This is a genomic window from Streptomyces sp. NPDC044921, from assembly GCF_056432865.1.
Genome location: NZ_JBWKIF010000028.1, coordinates 1 through 18,100, shown reverse-complemented (window position 1 = coordinate 18,100; position 18,100 = coordinate 1). Strand labels below are relative to the sequence as shown.

14 protein-coding genes and 1 pseudogene are annotated in these 18,100 nt (G+C 73.7%); 10 read left to right on the top strand and 5 right to left on the bottom strand.

Annotated features, from left to right (window positions below):
• Positions 1-4: 4 nt before the first annotated feature.
• Genes AC07DA_RS32220 through AC07DA_RS32210 form a run of 3 tightly spaced genes read right to left on the bottom strand, consistent with a single transcriptional unit; the run spans position 5 to position 2,700 of the window.
• Positions 5-1,117 (bottom strand): Gfo/Idh/MocA family protein, encoded by a 1,113-nt coding sequence (locus AC07DA_RS32220; protein WP_479131764.1) that lies wholly within the window; start codon positions 1,115-1,117, stop codon positions 5-7.
• Positions 1,087-1,797 (bottom strand): ThuA domain-containing protein, encoded by a 711-nt coding sequence (locus AC07DA_RS32215; protein WP_479131763.1) that lies wholly within the window; start codon positions 1,795-1,797, stop codon positions 1,087-1,089. Before AC07DA_RS32215 ends, AC07DA_RS32220 begins: the two co-directional genes overlap by 31 nt.
• Positions 1,798-1,848: 51 nt before the next feature.
• On the bottom strand, positions 1,849-2,700 hold the full coding sequence (locus AC07DA_RS32210; RefSeq protein WP_479131762.1) for a class I SAM-dependent methyltransferase: 852 nt from the start codon (positions 2,698-2,700) through the stop codon (positions 1,849-1,851).
• Between the two features lie 77 nt (positions 2,701-2,777).
• Between AC07DA_RS32210 and AC07DA_RS32205 the strand changes: the two genes are divergently transcribed.
• The 3 genes from AC07DA_RS32205 (at position 2,778) to AC07DA_RS32195 (ending at position 4,854) form a co-directional block, all read left to right on the top strand.
• Positions 2,778-3,191, top strand: a complete 414-nt coding sequence (locus tag AC07DA_RS32205; RefSeq protein ID WP_479131761.1) for a helix-turn-helix domain-containing protein — start codon at positions 2,778-2,780, stop codon at positions 3,189-3,191.
• A gap of 104 nt (positions 3,192-3,295) precedes the next feature.
• Positions 3,296-4,321, top strand: a complete 1,026-nt coding sequence (locus tag AC07DA_RS32200) for a LacI family DNA-binding transcriptional regulator (protein WP_479131760.1) — start codon at positions 3,296-3,298, stop codon at positions 4,319-4,321.
• Between the two features lie 125 nt (positions 4,322-4,446).
• Positions 4,447-4,854 (top strand): IS630 family transposase, encoded by a 408-nt coding sequence (locus AC07DA_RS32195; protein ID WP_479131759.1) that lies wholly within the window; start codon positions 4,447-4,449, stop codon positions 4,852-4,854.
• Here the strand turns inward: AC07DA_RS32195 and AC07DA_RS32190 are convergent.
• Positions 4,851-8,831, bottom strand: coding sequence for a glycosyl hydrolase (locus AC07DA_RS32190; RefSeq protein ID WP_479131758.1), 3,981 nt, complete (start codon positions 8,829-8,831; stop codon positions 4,851-4,853). The genes AC07DA_RS32195 and AC07DA_RS32190 overlap by 4 nt on opposite strands.
• 208 nt (positions 8,832-9,039) lie before the next feature.
• On the opposite strand from AC07DA_RS32190, the gene AC07DA_RS32185 reads away from it, so the two are divergent.
• The 4 genes and pseudogenes from AC07DA_RS32185 to AC07DA_RS32170 all read left to right on the top strand — a co-directional run bounded on the left by AC07DA_RS32185 (position 9,040) and on the right by AC07DA_RS32170 (position 13,577).
• Positions 9,040-10,302 carry an MFS transporter gene (locus AC07DA_RS32185; protein ID WP_479131757.1) on the top strand — a complete coding sequence of 421 codons (1,263 nt, stop codon included), beginning with the start codon at positions 9,040-9,042 and terminating at the stop codon, positions 10,300-10,302.
• A 35-nt stretch (positions 10,303-10,337) separates the two neighbouring features.
• The gene (locus AC07DA_RS32180; protein WP_479131756.1) at positions 10,338-11,801 is read left to right on the top strand and encodes an arabinose isomerase; all 1,464 of its coding nucleotides are present in this window, start codon (positions 10,338-10,340) and stop codon (positions 11,799-11,801) included.
• 195 nt (positions 11,802-11,996) lie between these two features.
• Positions 11,997-12,539, top strand: a pseudogene (locus AC07DA_RS32175) (cation:proton antiporter domain-containing protein); the annotation flags it as partial.
• A 756-nt stretch (positions 12,540-13,295) separates the two neighbouring features.
• Positions 13,296-13,577 carry a DUF3040 domain-containing protein gene (locus tag AC07DA_RS32170; protein WP_479131755.1) on the top strand — a complete coding sequence of 94 codons (282 nt, stop codon included), beginning with the start codon at positions 13,296-13,298 and terminating at the stop codon, positions 13,575-13,577.
• A gap of 88 nt (positions 13,578-13,665) precedes the next feature.
• Here AC07DA_RS32170 and AC07DA_RS32165 read toward each other — a convergent pair whose 3' ends face one another.
• Positions 13,666-14,082 (bottom strand): hypothetical protein, encoded by a 417-nt coding sequence (locus AC07DA_RS32165; RefSeq protein ID WP_479131754.1) that lies wholly within the window; start codon positions 14,080-14,082, stop codon positions 13,666-13,668.
• Positions 14,083-14,384: 302 nt separating this feature from the next.
• Between AC07DA_RS32165 and AC07DA_RS32160 the strand changes: the two genes are divergently transcribed.
• The 3 genes from AC07DA_RS32160 to htpG all read left to right on the top strand — a co-directional run bounded on the left by AC07DA_RS32160 (position 14,385) and on the right by htpG (position 18,009).
• On the top strand, positions 14,385-15,179 hold the full coding sequence (locus AC07DA_RS32160) for a hypothetical protein (RefSeq protein ID WP_479131753.1): 795 nt from the start codon (positions 14,385-14,387) through the stop codon (positions 15,177-15,179).
• Positions 15,180-15,316: 137 nt separating this feature from the next.
• A complete protein-coding gene (locus tag AC07DA_RS32155; RefSeq protein WP_479131752.1) occupies positions 15,317-16,027 on the top strand; it encodes a class F sortase in 711 nt (236 codons plus the stop codon).
• Positions 16,028-16,113: 86 nt separating this feature from the next.
• Positions 16,114-18,009, top strand: coding sequence for a molecular chaperone HtpG (gene htpG / locus AC07DA_RS32150; RefSeq protein WP_479131751.1), 1,896 nt, complete (start codon positions 16,114-16,116; stop codon positions 18,007-18,009).
• Positions 18,010-18,100 lie beyond the last annotated feature (91 nt).

Genomic DNA, 18,100 nt, shown 5'->3' with positions numbered 1-18,100 from the left:
GGGGTCAGGCGGGGCTGGGGGCGGACTGCTCCCGCCAGTGCGCGGCCGCCGTCAGCGGCACGGGCGCGGGCACCGCCGCCGACGTCGTCAGCTCCACGCGCCGGCCCTCGGCCGCGGAGCGCAGCAGGGCGGTCATCGTCTCCAGGACATGCAGGGCGACCTCGCCGTTCGCGCGCCGCCCGCCGGGGGCGAGGAAGTCCAGCAGGCCGACACCGCGGGCCCCGTCCTCGTAACCCGCCGACACGGGAAGGGCGCGCCACTGCGTGTCGCCGAGCGCGTGGAGCCGCACCTCGCCGTCGAAGCGGTTCGGATCGGGGACCGCGAGGCTGCCCCGCTCGCCGTGCACCTCGATCGGGGCCGCCGTGGTCGCCACCCCGTCGAAGCTCGTCGTCAGGGTCGTCAGCGTTCCGCTCACGTGCTCCAGGACGCCCGAGACGTGGCTGTCCACCTCGACCGGTATCCGCTCGCCCGCACGCGGCCCGGATCCGATGACCCGCTCGGCGCGCAGCCGGCCGGCCGCCCCGGTCACCGCACGGACCGGGCCCAGCAGGTGGACCAGGGACGAGAGGTAGTACGGGCCCATGTCCATCAGCGGGCCGCCGCCGGCCGTGTAGTAGAAGTCGGGGTGGGGGTGCCAGCGCTCGTGACCCGGCGTCACCATCACGGCCGAGGCGAACTGGGGACGGCCGACGCTGCCCGCCTCCACGGCCGCCCGGGCCGTCTGAACTCCCGTGCCCAGCACCGTGTCCGGCGCGCACCCGGCCCGGACGCCCGCCCGCGCGGCGGCCGCCATGACGGCCCGGGCCCCCGCCAGATCCGCGGCCAGCGGCTTCTCCCCGTAGACGTGCTTGCCGCGGGCGATCGCCCCGAGGGCGATCTCGGCGTGGGCCGCCGGCGTGGTGAGGTTCAGGACCGTGTCCACGTCCGGGCTGCTCAGCAACTCCTCGACGGTCAGCGCCCGCACACCCGGCAGCGCGGCCGCGGCCGCCGCCGAGCGGGCGGCGTCGAGGTCGGCGACCGCGGTGACGCGTACGGCGGGATGCCCGGCGAGCGTGTCCAGATAGGCGCCGGAGATGACCCCGAGCCCTACGACGCCGACGCGGTGCGCGTCGCCCACAGCATGCCCCTCTCGATGATGGTGCGGACCTGGGGGTGCTCCAGCACGTCCAGGCTGTGCCCGGGGGTCGTCACCACGATCCGCCCGGCGCCCCAGTGCCGCGTCCACACCGCCGGTGAGGTCACCGGCCGGTGCCAGGGCTGCCACGGCCGGACCGGATGGGTGGTGGTGGCCAGGACGTCGACGAGGTCGTCGTGGAGCACCCAGTACTGCTCGGTGTGCAGCTCGAAGTCCTCGATGCCCGCGGTGACCGGGTGGGCGCGACCGGCCTCGGTGAGGGTGATGGTGTGCGGCAGGAAGTTGTCCGCCGCCTCGCCCCGCCGCTCGCACGGCTCCTTGCCGGGATGGGTGACGAACTGGCCGCCCACCAGGTGGAGATAGTCGGACGAGGCGCGGAACGAGTCGGCGATGCCGCCGTGCCAGCCGGTGAGACCGGTGCCGGCGACGACCGCCGCACCCAGTCCCGCCACCTGCTCGGACGTGATCTGCGACATGGTCACGCACTGCACGACGAGGTCGGTGGCGGCCATCTCGGCGGTGTCGGCGTAGACGTCGGTCGATTCCTCGACCCGGACGGCGTATCCGTTGTCCCGGAGGAAGGGCAGGAACAGCTCCGTCGCCTTGACCGGCTCGTGGCCTTCCCACCCGCCCCGGACAACCAGGGCTCTCTTCTGCGTCATCGTGATCTCACTATGCGCGGGGCGCCCGCCCTCCGAAAAGGGGGCAGAGCCTCACGAAAGTTTCGCGGCGGCGGCCCGGGCGGAGACCGCCCAGCAGGCCGCCGTGAAGCGGACCTCCTCGCCCCGCACGAAGGGATCGAACGCGGGGCGGACCGTGTCGACGACGCGCGCCCGGGTCCGCTCGTCCGCCTCCGGCAGGATCATGCCGAGAGGGCCGAGCCGGGTGAAGTAGCGGACGAGTTCCCTCTCGGGCAGGGTGCAGACCGCGTCGACCGGCCGCAGGTCGATCCCGGACCATCCGCTCTCCGCCAGGATCCGGTGGACCCGTCCCGGGTCGGCGAAGGCGAACTGCCCCGGCTGGCCGGGCCGGCGCGGCGGAAGGTCCGGCACGAGGGGCGCGGCGGCGCGCTCGGCCGTGGTCATGAACGGGTTCTCCTCGGGACCGCGCCACACCACGAGCCGCAGGGCACCGCCGTCCCCGACGGCGCCGCGGAGGTTCGTGAACGCCCGGACGGGATCGCTGAAGAACATGACGCCGAAACGCGAGACGACGGCGTCGAAACCGGCCGGCTCGAAGGCGTACTCCTGGGCGTCGCCCCGGACGAACGACGCCGGTACGCCCTCCCGGTCCGCGAGCTCCCGGGCGGCGCCGACCATCGGCCCCGAGAGGTCGATGCCGACGCAGTGACCGACCCGTCGTGCCACGGCCCGGGTGACGCCGCCCGTGCCGCAGCCGACGTCGAGCACGCTGCCCGCGTGTTCCGCCGCCACCGCCTCGACGAGCAGCTCCTCGAAGGGCCGGAACATCCCGTCCAGCACCTCCTGGAGGTCCACCCAGGCGTGTCCGGCGGGTCCGTTCCAGCGGGCCGCCGGGTCGTCCTCGTTCATCCGCGGAGCGTTCATGGTCGTCTCTCCTCCTGCTTGCCTTCGTCGGGCGGGGATGACAGCGTTCTACTTCAAGTCGACTTGAGGTCAAGGCAATGACGGAGCTGGACATCGCCGAGGTGGCGCAGCGCGCCGGGCTGCCCGCCTCGACCCTGCGGTTCTACGAGGAGAAGGGGCTGATCGCCTCCACCGGCCGGCGCGGCCTGCGCCGCCAGTACGACCCCGGCGTGCTGGAGCGGCTGGCGCTCATCGCGCTGGGCCGCACGGCCGGCTTCTCGCTCGACGAGATCGCCCGCATGTTCGCGCCGGACGGCCGGCCGAGCATCGACCGGCGGATGCTCGCGGACAAGGCGGACGAGCTGGACCGCAGGATCCGCGAACTGGGCACATTGCGCGACTCCCTGCGGCACGCCGCCGCGTGCCCGGCGCCCAGCCACCTGGAATGCCCGACCTTCCGCCGCCTCCTGGCCGGGGCGACGGCACCCCGGCGCCCCGCGCCCGGGCGCTGACGGACCGCACCCGCGGCCGCCCGGCGAAAACGTTCCACGTTATACTTGCGCCGCCCAGCGAAGACCACCGTCGTGCCTGGTCGCACGGCCGCACCAGCGAGGGGGTGGACGCCATTCCGGCACGCCCCGCCCGCATCCAGGACGTCGCGGCCGCCGCCGGCGTCTCGGTGTCCACGGTGTCGAACGTGCTCAACAGGCCCGAGCGCGTCAACGCGCGCACCGCCGAGCGCGTCCGCGTCGCCGTCGCCGAACTCGACTACGTCCCGCACCCCGGAGCCGCCGGACTGCGCACCGGACGGGCCAGCGCGATCGGGCTGGTGCTGCCCGACGTCACCAACTCCTTCTACGCGCGCATCGCCCGGGGCGCGGCGGACGCGGCCTACGACCACGGCTACTCCCTCGTGCTGTGCCACAGCGGCGACGACCCCGACCGCGAGCAGGGCTACTTCGGCATGCTGGTCGGGCAACGGGCCGTCGGCGTGGTGGTCGTACCGCTCGGCGCCGACCCGGGCCGGCTGGCCCGGCTGCGCGAACGGGGCATCCCGCTGGTCCTCGCCGACCGGGCCATGCCCGACCAGGAGGGCTGCTCGGCCTCCGTCGACGACATCGCGGGCGGCCGCATCGCCGTACAGCACCTCCTCGACCGCGGGGCGCGCGACATCCTCGTCGTCAACGGCGAACGCGGCATACGCCAGTGCGCCGACCGCTACCAGGGCGCCCGGCAGGCCGTGCGCAGCCGGCGTGAGGCGCGGCTGGACCAGGCCGTCGCCGAGCGCATGACCGTCGCGTACGGCACGGACATCGCCCGCGGCCTGAAGGAGCTGCCCGACGGCGTGTTCTGCACCAACGACTTCCTCGCCGCCGGTGTGTGCCGCGGGCTGACGGAACGGGGCGTGCGCATCCCCGAGGACGTCCAGGTCGTCGGTTACGGCGACCTCGACATCGCCGGCTTCGGCGCGACGACCCTGACGACGGTCCGCCAGCCCGTGGAGGACCTCGGCCGGGCGGCCGTGGAGATGCTGCTCGACGAGGTCGAGGCCCACGCCGACCACGTCCACGAGACCCGCGTCTTCACCCCCGGCCTCGTCCTGCGAGACTCCACCCGCCCGCCGAGCGAGGGTCCCTGGTGATCTGGTCTTGAGTTCACGTCTCGCCACGTGAGTCGTGGTTCGTTTCAGATCTTGGCTCGGGCGGTGACAGCGGCTGGCAGCTGCGGTCTGCTGGAGGAATGGGGGACAGCAGGCTGCAACCGCTGGTGTTATCCGAAGCCGAGCACCGGGCCGTGGACTTCCGCGACTTCCTCGACGAGATCGACCGCCAGAGCGATCCCGGCCTGGCGGTTCACGTGATCTGCGACAACCTCTGCGCCCACAAGGCGCCGGTGGTCCACACGTGGCTGCTCGCGCATCCCCGGATCCATCTGCACGTCACTCCGACCTACTCGTCCTGGATCAACCAGGTCGAGCGGTGGTTCGCCGCACTGCAGCGGCGCTGCCTCGAGCGCGGCGTGTTCTGCTCACTCGACGAGCTCAAAACCGCTCTCGAAGACTGGATCAAGGCCTGGAACCAGCAGGCCAAGCCCTTCACATGGACCAAGACCGCAGACCAGATCATCGACCGCATCTGCCGCTACTGCGACAGGATCTCCGGACCGGGACACTAGGCCGGGATCCGCAGCGTCACGGGCCCGAACAGCCCCGACGCCAGCTGGGACGTGAAGGCCCACCGCGTCGGTGTCGCCTCCCGGAGATAGGGCGCCAGCGTCCCCCGCACGGTCACCTCCAGCCGTACCGTCCGCCCGGCCGCACCACGCAGCGGGAAACGGTACGGCGCGCAGAACGCCTCCCCGGCGAACTCCCCGTCCATCGCCACCTCCACGCTGCCCCGCACCCGCCCGAGGTCCAGCACCGGGTCGGGCCCCGGCGGCACCCGGAGCTCCCGGGTGTACGTCACGCCCCCGCTCCAGGAGCCCAGCCCCAGCTCCCGCCAGTCGCCCAGCGGCAGCGGGGCGGGAACGGTCCCCACCCGCACCGGCCCGCGCCAGGCCGAGCCGCCGCGCAGGAACTCCGTGGGCTCCGTGACGACCTCGACGCGGGTGGGCGCCGCCAGGGGTTCACGAAGTGTCAGCCGGCCGTCCGTCAGGGCGCTCTCCTCGCCGTCCCCGACCCGCACGCGCGCGGGCAGTGCGCACGGCAGGTGGAGCGACACCGTTCCCGGGGGGACGGTGAACCGGAAACGCTGGGGCGAGGTGCGGACGTCGTCGGTGGTCCGCGACGGCCACACGCCGCCGCCCGGCAGCGGGCGGCCCGTGAGCCACCCGGTGCCCGGCAGCGGGTGCGGCCGTACGGCGGCGTGGCAGTGCCGGAGCTCCCCGCGCCGTCGTTCGTCCTCGACGGTCCGGCCCCGCCAGGTCCCCGTCGCGGCCTCCCAGCCGGCGCCGCTGACCAGGGCCGCCGCCTCGGCGCCCGAGCCCGCCACCAGGTCGACGAACACCGCGTCCCCGGGGCCGGCGACGACCTCCAGCGTGTGCTCGCCCGCCCGCAGCACCGGCGCGTGGCGGAAGAACATCGCAACGGCGCCCCAGTCCGCCTCGTAGTACTCCGCCTTCTCCTGCCGGGCCACCACGTCCCCGTCGATCAGCACGGTGACCGCCGACGCGGCTCCCACGACCAGCACCGCCGGGGCGCCGCCGACCGGGGCCCGGAACCGCGCGCGGTAGGTCACCGGGCCGTCGGGCGGCACGGCGTCGGGCGGGCGCATGAACCGCGGCCGGGGCCCGAGTCCGCCCGGCCCGGACAGGCAGAAGAAACTGCCGAGCGGTGTGCCGCCGGTGGCGGAGATCGCGGTGGGGCGGTCCTGCGCGCCGGACAGTTCGTACTCCAGGACGTTCCGCCCGCGGACCACCGTCACCGGGGCGGAGGCGACGTACCCGCCGCTCACCGGGGTCAGCGGCTCGCCGTTCCACCACACCCGCTTGACCGCCTCCGCGCCGACGTGCAGCTCGGCCGGTCCCCGCCGGTCGGTCTCCACGATCGCCCTCACCCGGGCGGCCGACCCGTCCCCGGGCACGGGCACCTGGACGAACTCCTCGTTCACCAGCCCCTTGGTACCCAGCAGCCCGCCCTGGTCCGGCGCGCCGCGGCTCGACGAGTACACCGCGACCTCCCAGCCCGGTCCCGGCGGCACGAGCGGCAGTTCACCGGCCAGGATCCGCTCCACGCGCGCGGCGTCCAGCGGCTCGGGCACCTCGCCGGCCGGGACCGGGGGCAGGATCCGCACCCGGTTGCCGTAGGTGGCCCGGGTCCGCTCCCACTGCGCGCCCTCGGTCCACTCCATGGTCCAGATCTGCGGCTCGTCCACGGGCGAACCCGGGGGCAGGGCGAGGTCGCCCCAGGTGTTGTCCAGGGTGGGGACGAGCCGGCCGTGCCAGCCGGCCGAGAGGTCGTCGACCCGGCCGGGCGACCGCCGTTCGTCCGACGGAGGCCTCCCGGCCGGCGGGGCGGCCGCCGGCCGCGCGGACGGCCCGCCCGGCACGGGCGGCTCCCGGTCCTCGCGCCACACGACCAGCACCGCGGGCGCTCCCTCCAGCGGCACCTCGATGGCCGAGGCGGCGCCGTCGCCGCAGACCGTCACGCGCGCGGTGCGGCGGGAGCCGCTCGCCGGGTCCCACACCTCGGCCTCGGCGACCCGGGCCCGCACGGTCACGGTCGAGGCGCGGGCGAGGGCCGGAGCGGTACCGGGCCGCAGCGGGTGCGGGCCGATCTCCGGGAAGGCCGCCGTCACCAGGGCCACCCCCTCACCGCCGCGCCGCCGGACGAGCAGGGGCACCTCCCCCGTCGCGTACCCGGCCGCGTCGGCCACCGCCGCCGCCCCGGCCTCCGGGCCGGGCACCCGCTCCAGTCGCGGGTGGGCGGCCAGCGCGGCCACCACGGAGTCGTCCCCCGACCGGCCCGCCGCCGTCACGGGCGGACGCCCCACGACCACGACCCGGCCGCCGGCGTCGAGCAGTTCGGCCAGCCGGCGCGCCGTCCCCTCCTCCAGGACGCTCGCCGACGGCAGCAGCACCGCCCGGTAGGCCAGGTCCCTGATCCGCAGGGCGCCGTCCGAGACCTCGGCGCGCCGCACCGAGCCGTCGTCGACCACGTCGAAGGAGATCCCGTGCCGGTCCAGGGAACCCACGTGCGGGGCGAGCCAGTTGTTCGTGCCGCACAGGTCCAGGTAGTGCCGCTGCGTCTCGTCGGCGGCGGCGTAGCCGGTGCCCAGCCGGCCGTCGCCGAAGTGCCGCACCGGCGCGTCCAGCGGGAGGAGCGCCTGCATGGTGGCGGTCGGGTACAGCACGGCCACGTCGGCCGCGTAGCCGCCCCACGACATGATCGAGCAGATCCGCGCCACGGCCCGGGAGAAGGCCGGGTACTGCCTCCAGTACGGCTGGCGCCAGTCGGTGGACGGCGGCGCCCACTCGAACCAGCCGCCCGCGGTGCCGAAGTAACTGGCGTGCGGGTTGTACAGATTGGCGCCGCTGCGCAGGAACGGCAGCAGCCAGGCGTAGGTGTCCTCCAGCGTGCCGCCCCAGCCGGAGGAGTGGAACGCCTCGATCCACACCCGCTCGTGGCCGTACAGGTGCGCCATGGAGGAGTGGACCTTGGCGTCGCCGTGGTGGTCGCTGCCCGCCGCGCCGTACCAGCGGTGGGTGCGGAAGTAGTCGGTGTAGATCTGCGTCGACTGGGCCGGGTGGCCCGCGCGGGCCGGGTGGGCCTGGTCGCTGCCCAGCAGCATGGCCCGCTCCCGGTGCCACGCGGCGAGCGGCCTGAACAGTGCCTCCTCGGTGAGCTCCGCACGGACCGCGTAGTAGTCGGCGCGGATCTTGCCCCGCGGCACCCCGGCGTCCGCGCCGAACAGCGCCGGCAGGTGGTCGAGCAGGTCGTAGCCCCGCCGGGCGCGGAACTCCTCGGCGAAGCGGTGGCTCCAGGCGTTCGTGCCGGGCAGCTCGTCCTGGAAGCTGCCCGCGACGACCGTGCCCAGGTACGCGGGCACGCGGCGGTCGTACTCGTGGTGGACCGCGTCCATCAGGAGGCCGACGGCGTACGGGTCCAGATAGTCGAACGCGGTCGGGACGGCCGTGACGAGCCGCACCCCGCTCCCCTCGGCGGCCCCGACCGCCCCGCCCGCGCCGAGGCCGAGACGCCGGCCCGTCGCGTCGTAGGCGGCCAGGGGCACCTCCCCCTCGCGCGGACCGACCGAGCCCCCGCGGACGCGCACCGCGCGGCAGCGCAACGCGAGCCCGGCCGCCCGGGGATGACGCCGCGTCACCTGCCCTTGCACGTTGGCGCCCGAGAAGCCGATCTGGTCGTAGAACCACAGACGCGTGCCCAGTCCGGCGGCGATCTCGCAGGCGTCGGTGAAACGGGCCCACCATTCCTCGCCGAACCAGGCGGGGTCGTCGGCCCGGGCACCGAAGGCCGGGCCCGCCGGGGCCAGGTTGATGACCACGAGGTTGTGCACACCGCCCCGCGCGAACGCCCGCAGCTGCCAGGCGAGTCGCTCACGGGTGACCTTCGCGCCGGACCACCACCACAGCGGCGTGGGACCGAACGCGCGGGGCGGGTCGTCGAACAGCTGCCGGAGCGCGGGGGAGAGCACGGACGCGGTCCTTCCCCTAAAACGTTTTCAGGCCGCCTTCACCGTAGGCGAGCAGGGGGAGCCGCACCAGAGCCGGGAACGCCGGGACCGAAGCCGGCGTCAGGTCACGCATGCGTGCGCGACACCTTGTTGCAACGTTTTCGGCGCCCTATATTCGCTGCGACCGGGCCCACGGAACCGCGATGTCACCAGACGACGGAGTCGCATCATGGCCGGTACCCGCCCCATCCCGAAACCGCTCTGGAAGGCCGCCGCGCTGTCCGGCATGGCCTCCTACCTCGATGCCGGGCTGATCGTGAGCATCTCCGTCAACCTGGCCATCTACCGGGACAGTTACGACATGGGGGTGTGGATGGCCGGGGCGATCAGCGCGATCGTCACCGGCTGCATCGCCGTCGGATCCCTCGTCGGCGGACGGCTCGCCGACCTCTTCGGCCGCCGCCGCGTCTACAACTGGGACATCTTCTGCTTCGCGCTCGGCGCGATCGTCATCACGCTGGCCCCGGACGACATCACCCTGCTCATCGGCGTCCTCGTGGCGGGGCTCGCGGCGGGCGCCGACCTGCCGACCTCCCTGGCCGTGGTGTCGGACGCCGCACCCTCCTGGGCCCGGGGCAGACTCGTGGCGTTCACGCAGGTCATGTGGATGCTCGGCATCGCCGTCGCCATCTTCCTCGGGTTCGTGCTGTCCACCACCGGCATGACCGGGGCCCGGCTCATCACCGGGCAGCTGGCCGTCGCCGCGCTCGTCACCTGGGCCCTGCGCTCCCGGCTGGAACTGCAGGGCGGGCACGAGCCGGCCGGCGCCGAACCGCGGGACGCCCCGGAGGGCGTCCCGCTGCAGAACGTGTGGACCCGCGCCGCCCTGCTGCCGATGACCGCGACCTTCGTCTTCTACGTCACCTGGGGCCTGGGCGCCAACACCTTCGGCCAGTTCGGCACCTATCTCCTCGTCACCGTCAGCGACGCCTCGCAGAGCCTCGCCACCGGCATCAACCTCGCCTTCATCCCCATCGGGGTGCTGCTGACCTTCGCCTTCGTCCGGGTCGCCGACACGCCCTGGCGCGACCGTCTCTTCCACGTGGCCGCGGTGGTGCAGGTCCTCGCCTTCGTCATCGCGTCCCTCACCGCGGGCGCCCTGGCCGGCATGCTCGTCTTCTTCGTGCTCTACCAGCTCTCCAACCCCTTCGCCGGCGAGGCCAACTACAAGGTGTGGTCGCAGCTCACGCTGCCCGCCGACACCCGCGCCACCACCCAGGGCCTCACCTACGCCCTGTCCCGGGGCGTGTTCGCGGTCGCCGCGTTCTTCACCCCCGCCCTCGCCGACCACAGCCCGGCCGTCCTGCTCTGGACCATCACCGCCTGCATGACGGCCGCGGCGTTCGCGGGCGTGTTCATCATCCGCGTCCTGGTCCCGCGCGCCCCCGGCGCGGTGCCCGGCAGAGCGGACCTGCGCGTCCCCAGTCCCTAGAGCCGCAGCAGACCGACCGACAAGGAGCACCGACCATGGCAACGACCGCGGACCGCACGGCCCTACGCGCCGCCGCCCTGCGCGACCTGCTCCCGCCGGTCGCCCGGCGCCGCACCCGCATCGGACTGGTCGCCGGGGGACTGGGCACGTACTGGCCGCAGTTTCCCGGCCTCCTGCCGCAGCTGAAGGAGTCCGCCGCCCACGTCGCCGGGCGGCTGCGGGCCATGGACGCGGAGGTGACCGACGCCGGCTTCGTCTCCGACGCGCAGGAAGGAGCACGCGCCGCCGAGCAGTTGCGCCGCGCGGACTGCGACCTGATCGTGCTGTTCCTGACGACGTACCTCACCTCCTCGATGGTGCTGCCGATCGCCCAGCGTTCGCACACCCCCGTCCTCGTCATCGACCTCCAGCCCACCGAGCGGATGGACCACGCCACCTTCGACACCGGGGCCTGGCTGGCCTACTGCGGGCAGTGCCCCGTCCCCGAGGTCGGCAACGTCTTCCGGCGCGCCGGCATCCCCTTCCGGTCGGTGTCCGGCTGGCTGCGGCAGGAGTCCGCCTGGCGGCGCATCGAGCGGTGGATCCGGGCGGCGGGGGTCCGCGCCGCGCTCCGGCACGCCCGGCACGGCCTCATGGGGCACGTGTACCCCGGCATGCTCGACGTGCAGACCGACCCGACCCTGCTGTCCGCGACGTTCGGCTCGCACGTGGAGGTGCTGGAGTTCGACGACCTGCGTCACCGCGTGGAACGGGTGAGCGAGACCGAGACGCGCGAACGCATGGCGCTCGCCCGGCAGGTCTTCACCCTCGACGACAGCGTGGACGAGGAGGACTTCGCCTGGGGCGCGACCGTCTCGGTCGCCCTGGACCGGCTCGTCGCGGACTTCGGACTCGACAGCCTCGCCTACTACCACCGCGGCCTCGACGGCGAACTGCACGAGCGGCTCGGCGCCGGCATGATCCTCGGCGCCTCCCTGCTCACCGCCCGGGGCGTGCCCGCCGCCGGCGAGTACGAACTGCGCACCTCCGTCGCCCAGCTGGCCTCCCAGAGCGTCGGCGCCGGAGGGTCCTTCACGGAGATCCAGGCCCTGAACTTCGAGGACGGCGTGGTGGAGATGGGCCACGACGGCCCCGCCCACCTCGCTGTCGCCTCCCGCGACCCGCTGCTGCGCGGTCTCGGCGTCTACCACGGCAAACGCGGCTGGGGCGTGAGCGTCGAGTTCGACGTCCGGCCCGGGCCCGTCACCCTGCTCGGACTGGGCCAGGACGCGGACGGCGGCCTGTCCTTCGTCACCTGCGAGGGCACCGTCGTCCCCGGGCCGCTGCTGGAGATCGGCAACACCACCAGCCGGGTCGACTTCGGCCGTGACCCCGGCGAATGGGTCGACGCCTGGAGCGCCACCGGCGTGGGCCACCACTGGTCCCTCGCGGTCGGCCACCACGCCGCGGACTTCGGGGCGGCGGCGAGCCTGCTGGACATCGGGCACCGGCACGTCTGACGGGACGGCGGGGCGGGATGGGTGACGCCCCCGTCCGGATATGGGTGCGGGCACCGATGGTCACACCACCGGCGCCCGAGTGAGGCTGGCAGAGTCGTCCGAACCGACCGCGCCCGAGCCCACGGCCGGAGCCGCGGCGCAGGACCCGCCCGCCCGGCAACCCCCCGAGGACGAGCCCTCATCCGTCCCCGCACGATGAAACGCCTGATCCTCGCGGGCACGCCCTCCGGCCCGCGCATACGGGACCTGGTGCACCCGCTGCGCGACGCCTTCGCGGCCTTGTTCTTCTTCGCGTTCGGCCTGTCCATCGACCCCGGTGACATCCTGTCCGTCGCCGGCCCGGTCGCCGCCGCGGCCGCGCTGACCGTCCTCATGAACGTCGTCGCGGGACTCCTCGTCGCCCGCGTCTACCGCTACGGCACCGAACCCGCCGCCGAGATCGCCACCACCCTCGTCGCCCGCGGGGAGTTCGCGCTGATCCTGGCCGCCATGGCCGCCACCGCCAAACTCGACGCCCGCCTCGCCCCGTTCATCGCCGGGTACGTCCTCGTCCTCGCGGTCCTCGGACCCATCGCCGCCGGACGCGCCCACCTGCTCGCCCGCGCACTCCGGGCCGGACAGGGCCTGCTGCCCGGCCGCACGGCACCGGCGCGCGACCGGCGCGCCCCGGACCCGGCGGACGACACCCCGGCCGGCGGCACGCCCCCCGTGCCCGAGCCCGCCGAGGCCGAACGCTAGCCACGGCCCCGCGTCGAGTGGACGCCTGGACGTACGTCGAAGCTCCGCCGCCGGCGGCCCCGGGGAGAACCGCTCGTCGTGGTACGTGGACGAGGAACCGTGTCTCCGGGCAGCTGCGCGACCTCTCCCGGGCGGCCCGGAGCCCCGTCAGCCGGGGCATGACGAGGTATGCCCCGGACGGCGGGTTCGAGCGACGGCGGTGCCGGGCCGAGCCGACGGCCTCGACGCCGTCGGCCGCCTCGGCGACCACGGTGAGGTCGCGTCCGGCGTCGTGAGCCGGCCGGACCCCGACCCGCACCTGGGCGCGGTCGTCGGCCGGCGGGTCGCGGGTGCGGGAGGGACCGGATCGGTCATGGCCTTCGTTCCGGTCGGTCGCGCCCACGGGGGCGGGGACGGGCCGGGCGGCCCCGGTGCGGGCGGGCGCGCCGGGGCGAGGACACGGCGTACCGCATCGCGGACGCCCGTCCCCACCCATCGTGTCCTCGCCCCGGTCGCCGCCATCCGTCACGCGACCCATGTCCGCACCGAACACCCGCCCCGCCGCCCCGCGTTCGTGGGGTGCGGACACCGGGAAGGATGAGGGCAGGGCCTGATGGCGGACGCCTCTGGAGGGGGGAGACGCTGAAGCCCCGGCGGGACAGCGGCGGCAGGCTGTCTCCCGCCGCACCGTCACAGGGCCCGGCCCCCCAGGACGCGTCACGGCCTCGGCCGTGCCCTGTCACCCCTCAGCGCTGCCGGGTTCCGGAAGGAGACGCCATGCCCCCGTCCGAAGACCAACGTCTGGTCGATCTCGCGGCGCGCCTGGAGCGTGAGGACCCCCGGTTCGCCCGTGCCCTGCGGTCCGGCCGTCCGGTCCGGCCCCGGGAGTACCGGCGCACCGGCGCCTGGTGGGGCCTCGCCCTGGGCGCCGCGGTCCTCGGGTCGGGCATCGTCCTGTCCCAGGGCCTGCTCATCGCGTGCGGGCTCGTCCTCGTCGGCCTGGCGGCGCAGCTGGCCGACCCGGACCCGGCCCGCCCGGACCACCGCGGATCCGGATAGCGGGCCGGGGCGGAGGCTGCGGATCCGGATAGCGGGCCGGGGCGGAGGCTACAGTCCGGCCCACTTCCGCAGCAGCGCCTCGCGCTCCTCACGCGCCGGGGGTCCCCTCCGCCGCGTGCTCCCGGCCCCACGCCAGGAGATCGGCGATGTCCGCGCTCCCCTCGGCCAGCCGCCGCAGGAGGGCCGTGGACAGGTCGTACTCGGAGGGCAGGTAGATGCCTCCGGTGACGGCCGTGTGCGTGTCGGCCACGACCGTCTCCCCGGCCGTCGCCACCTCCACGGTGAAGGCCGCAGGCAGCTCGCCGTCGCCCGTGACCGCGACGAGCGCGGCGTCGAACGTCATGGACACCAGCCTCCGCACGGCCGAGCGCACCGGCACGTCGCGCGTCTCGATGCGGACCACCTCCTTCCAGGCCCAGAACCGGCCCCCGTCGGCGCCGAGCACCGCGACGCCGTCCTCGGTCAGCCGTACGCCGGGGGCCGCCCCCACGGGCTCGGCCCCCACACCGAGTCCTCGCCGATCCAGAACAGGCCGACCATGGCCATGAGCGCCTCCCGCTTCGGTCCGGGGCCTGCGGATCCGCCCCCGTGTCGTGGTGGGAGACGGTGCGCGGGGGCGGGAGGTTGCGGATCTCGCGCAGCGGCCCGGCGGGGGCCGGGATGCCGCCGTCAGAGTGGGGTCGTAACCCGTGTGAACGCCCTGAATGGTGGGACCGGCCGGCATGACTGACGGTGGTGCACGTCGACACCGGGTCGAGTGAGCTGGCGCGGCGTCAGCTGCCCGGTCGGCGACGGAAGGACTCACCGATGCGCTCTGCCCGCATGCTGCTCGCGACGGCCACGGCCACGGCCGCTCTCGCGATCGCCGCACCCACCGCCTGCGCCGAGGCGATGGGTGACCGGGACCACGACACCACTTCGTACAGCAAGGAGCACCACAAGGACGGTAAGCACCACGAGCCGCGCGGCGGCATGCACACGGGCGGCGGAGCGCTGACCGGGCTGACCGCGGACGACGACGGGAGCCACGACAAGGACGGCTACGGCGACCACCGTGACGACGAGGGCAAGCACGAGGAGCACGGCAAGGACGGCCGGCACGACGAGGACTCCTGGAACGGCAAGCACGACCGGCACGACGAGCACGGCAAGCACGACAAGCCGCGCGGCGGGATGCACACCGGCGGCGGAGCCCTGGCCGCGGTGAACGCGGACGACTGGGACAACCCCGACGCCGAGGACCCCTGGGGCGACAAGCAGGAAGAGGACGCCTACGGCGAGAAGCAGGACGAGAACGGCAAGCAGGAGGAGGGCAAGCAGGAGGAGAACGGCAAGCACGAGGAGGGCAAGCACGAGGAAGGCAAGCAGGAAGAGGGCAAGCACGAGGAGAACGGCAAGCACGAGGAGCACGGCAAGGACGACGGGCACGACAAGGGCGCCTGGCAGGGCAAGCACGACAAGCCGCACGGTGGCATGCACACCGGTGGCGGCGGGCTGGCCGGCGCCCCGGGCGTGACCGCCGGCGGCCTCGCCGTGCTGGCGGTGGCCGGCACCGGCCTGTACGCGCTGCGCCGCCAGCGGGCGTCGCAGGGTGCCGCATGACGGATGCCTGACGCCACAAGCCGCCGCGGCCGTCGCGCACGCCTCTCGGGCGTCGCGGCGGCCCGGCTCGTCCTCCCGCGGGTCGCGCCCGCCGCCGTGCCCGACCCGCCGCCGTGCCCGAATGAGGTGGTCCCCTGATGGCAGCCCGTCCCCCCTCCCCGGCCGAGCCGGCCCCCGCACCGACCAGGCGGCGCCTGCGCACCGCCGTGACGGTGACCTGGATCGCGGCCGCGCTCCTGCTGACCGCGTACCTCGTCACAGGCCGCGGCGGGACCCCCGACGCCGGCGGCCCGCCGCACGCCCCGCCGGCCGTCGCCGCCACCGCCTCCGCCGCACCCGACGGGCCGTCCTCCCCGGCGGCGCCGTCCGCCGCGCCCGGATCCGCCGGCCCGCGCCTGCCGCGGTCCGCGCCGGTGCGCCTGCTCATCCCGAAGATCGCCGTCGACGCGCCCTTCACGGACCTCGCCATCGGCCGGACGGGACAGCTCGACCCGCCGCCGCCCGACGACACCAACCTCGTCGGCTGGTACGCCAAGGGCCACTCGCCCGGCGAGGCCGGCACCGCGATCATCGCCGGGCACGTGGACACGACGACCTCACCGGCGGTGTTCGCCCGGCTCGGCGAGCTGAAGAAGGGCGACACGTTCCACGTGACGCGGGCCGACGGCAGCAAGGCGACCTTCGTCGTCGACCACAAGGAGTCGTTCCGCAAGGACGCCTTCCCCAGCGAGCGCGTCTACGGCGACACCCCCCAGGCCCAGGTCCGCCTGATCACGTGCGCCGGGTCCTACGACCGCCGGGCCCGGGACTACACCGAGAACCTCGTCGTCTTCGCCCACCTCGTCTGACTTCCGGCCCTCCGGCCTGACTTGGTGTTTTACAGTGACTGCCACCAGTTCAGGCCACTGTGCGACCTGTGAGGTATCCGCGAACCATGACGACCGAAACGTTTGAGTTCCAGGTAGAGGCCCGTCAGCTGCTACAGCTGATGATCCACTCGGTCTACTCGAACAAGGATGTCTTCCTGCGCGAACTCGTCTCCAACGCCTCCGACGCGCTCGACAAGCTGCGTCTGGAGAAGCTGAGGGACGATTCGCTCGACGCCGACGTGTCGGATCTGCACATCGAGATCGACGTCGACAAGGAGGCCCGCACCCTCACGGTGCGGGACAACGGCATCGGCATGTCGTACGACGAGGTCGGGCAGCTGATCGGGACCATCGCCAAGTCGGGCACGGCGACCCTCCTGCGGGAGCTGCGCGAGGCCCAGGACACGGCCGGGGCCGAGGGGCTGATCGGCCAGTTCGGCGTCGGCTTCTACTCCGGCTTCATGGTGGCGGACGAGGTCACGCTGGTCACCCGCCGGGCCGGCGAGGACCAGGGCACCCGCTGGACTTCGCGCGGCGAGGCCACCTACACCCTGGAGCGCGTCGACGACGCCCCGCAGGGCACCTCCGTCACCCTCCACCTCAAGCCCGCCGACCCCGAGAACCAGCTCCACGACTACACCTCCGAGTGGAAGATCCGGGAGATCGTCAAGCGGTACTCGGACTTCATCACCTGGCCCATCCGGATGGTCCCGGAGGCCGGCGACGGCGAGGACGCGCCCGAGCCGCAGACACTGAACTCCATGAAGGCCCTGTGGGCCCGCTCGCGCGACGAGGTGTCCGACGACGAGTACCACGAGCTGTACAAGCACATCAGCCACGACTGGCGCGAGCCGCTGGAGACCGTCCGGCTCCAGGCGGAGGGCACCTTCGAGTACCAGGCGCTGCTGTTCATCCCCTCGCACGCGCCGCACGACCTGTTCACGCGGGACTTCAAGCGCGGCGTCCAGCTCTACGTGAAGCGCGTCTTCATCATGGACGACTGCGAGGCGCTGCTGCCGCCCTACCTGCGCTTCGTCAAGGGCGTCGTCGACGCGCAGGACCTCTCCCTGAACGTCTCGCGCGAGATCCTCCAGCAGGACCGGCACATCCGGATGATGCAGCGCCGGCTCACGAAGAAGGTGCTGTCCACGGTCAAGGAGATCATGACCAAGGACGCCGACCGCTACGCCACCCTCTGGCGCGAGTTCGGCACGGTCCTCAAGGAGGGCCTGGTCACCGACTCCGAGAACCGCGACGCGCTGCTCGCCGTCGCGTCGTTCGCGACCACGCACGGGGACGAGCCGACCACGCTCGCCCAGTACGTGGAGCGGATGAAGGACGGCCAGGACGACATCTACTACCTCACCGGCGAGTCCCGGCAGAGCATCGAGAACTCCCCGCACATGGAGGCGTTCCGCGCCAAGGGCATCGAGGTCCTGCTGCTCACCGACGCCGTCGACGAGGTGTGGGTCGACGCCGTCGGCGAGTACGAGGGCAAGAAGCTGCGCTCGGTGGCCAAGGGCGAGATCGACCTGGACGCCGAGGAGGCGGAGAAGGCCGGCGAGGAACGGGAGAAGCAGGCCGAGGAGTACGCCGGTCTGCTCGGCTGGATGCGCGAGCAGCTGGACGAGGACATCAAGGAGGTGCGCCTGTCGACGCGGCTCACCGTCTCCCCGGCCTGTGTCGTCTCCGACGCGCACGACCTGACCCCGGCCCTGGAGAACATGTACCGGGCCATGGGACAGGAGGTGCCGCGCACCAAGCGGATCCTGGAGCTCAACCCGGGCCACCCGCTGGTGAAGGGGCTGAACCAGGCCTACCGGGACCGCACGGACCGCACGGAGCTGGCCGAGTCGGCGGAACTGCTGCACACCCTCGCGGTGCTCGCCGAGGGCGGCCAGCCGAAGGACCCGGCGAAGTTCGTGAAGCTGGTGGCGGACCGGCTGGAGCGCACGCTCTAGGCAGTTTCGTTTGGATCAGTCGGTCGTTGTTCCGGTTGTGCCGTTGACTGACGCGCAGTGGGCGCGGATCGAGCCGTTACTCCCGGACCGG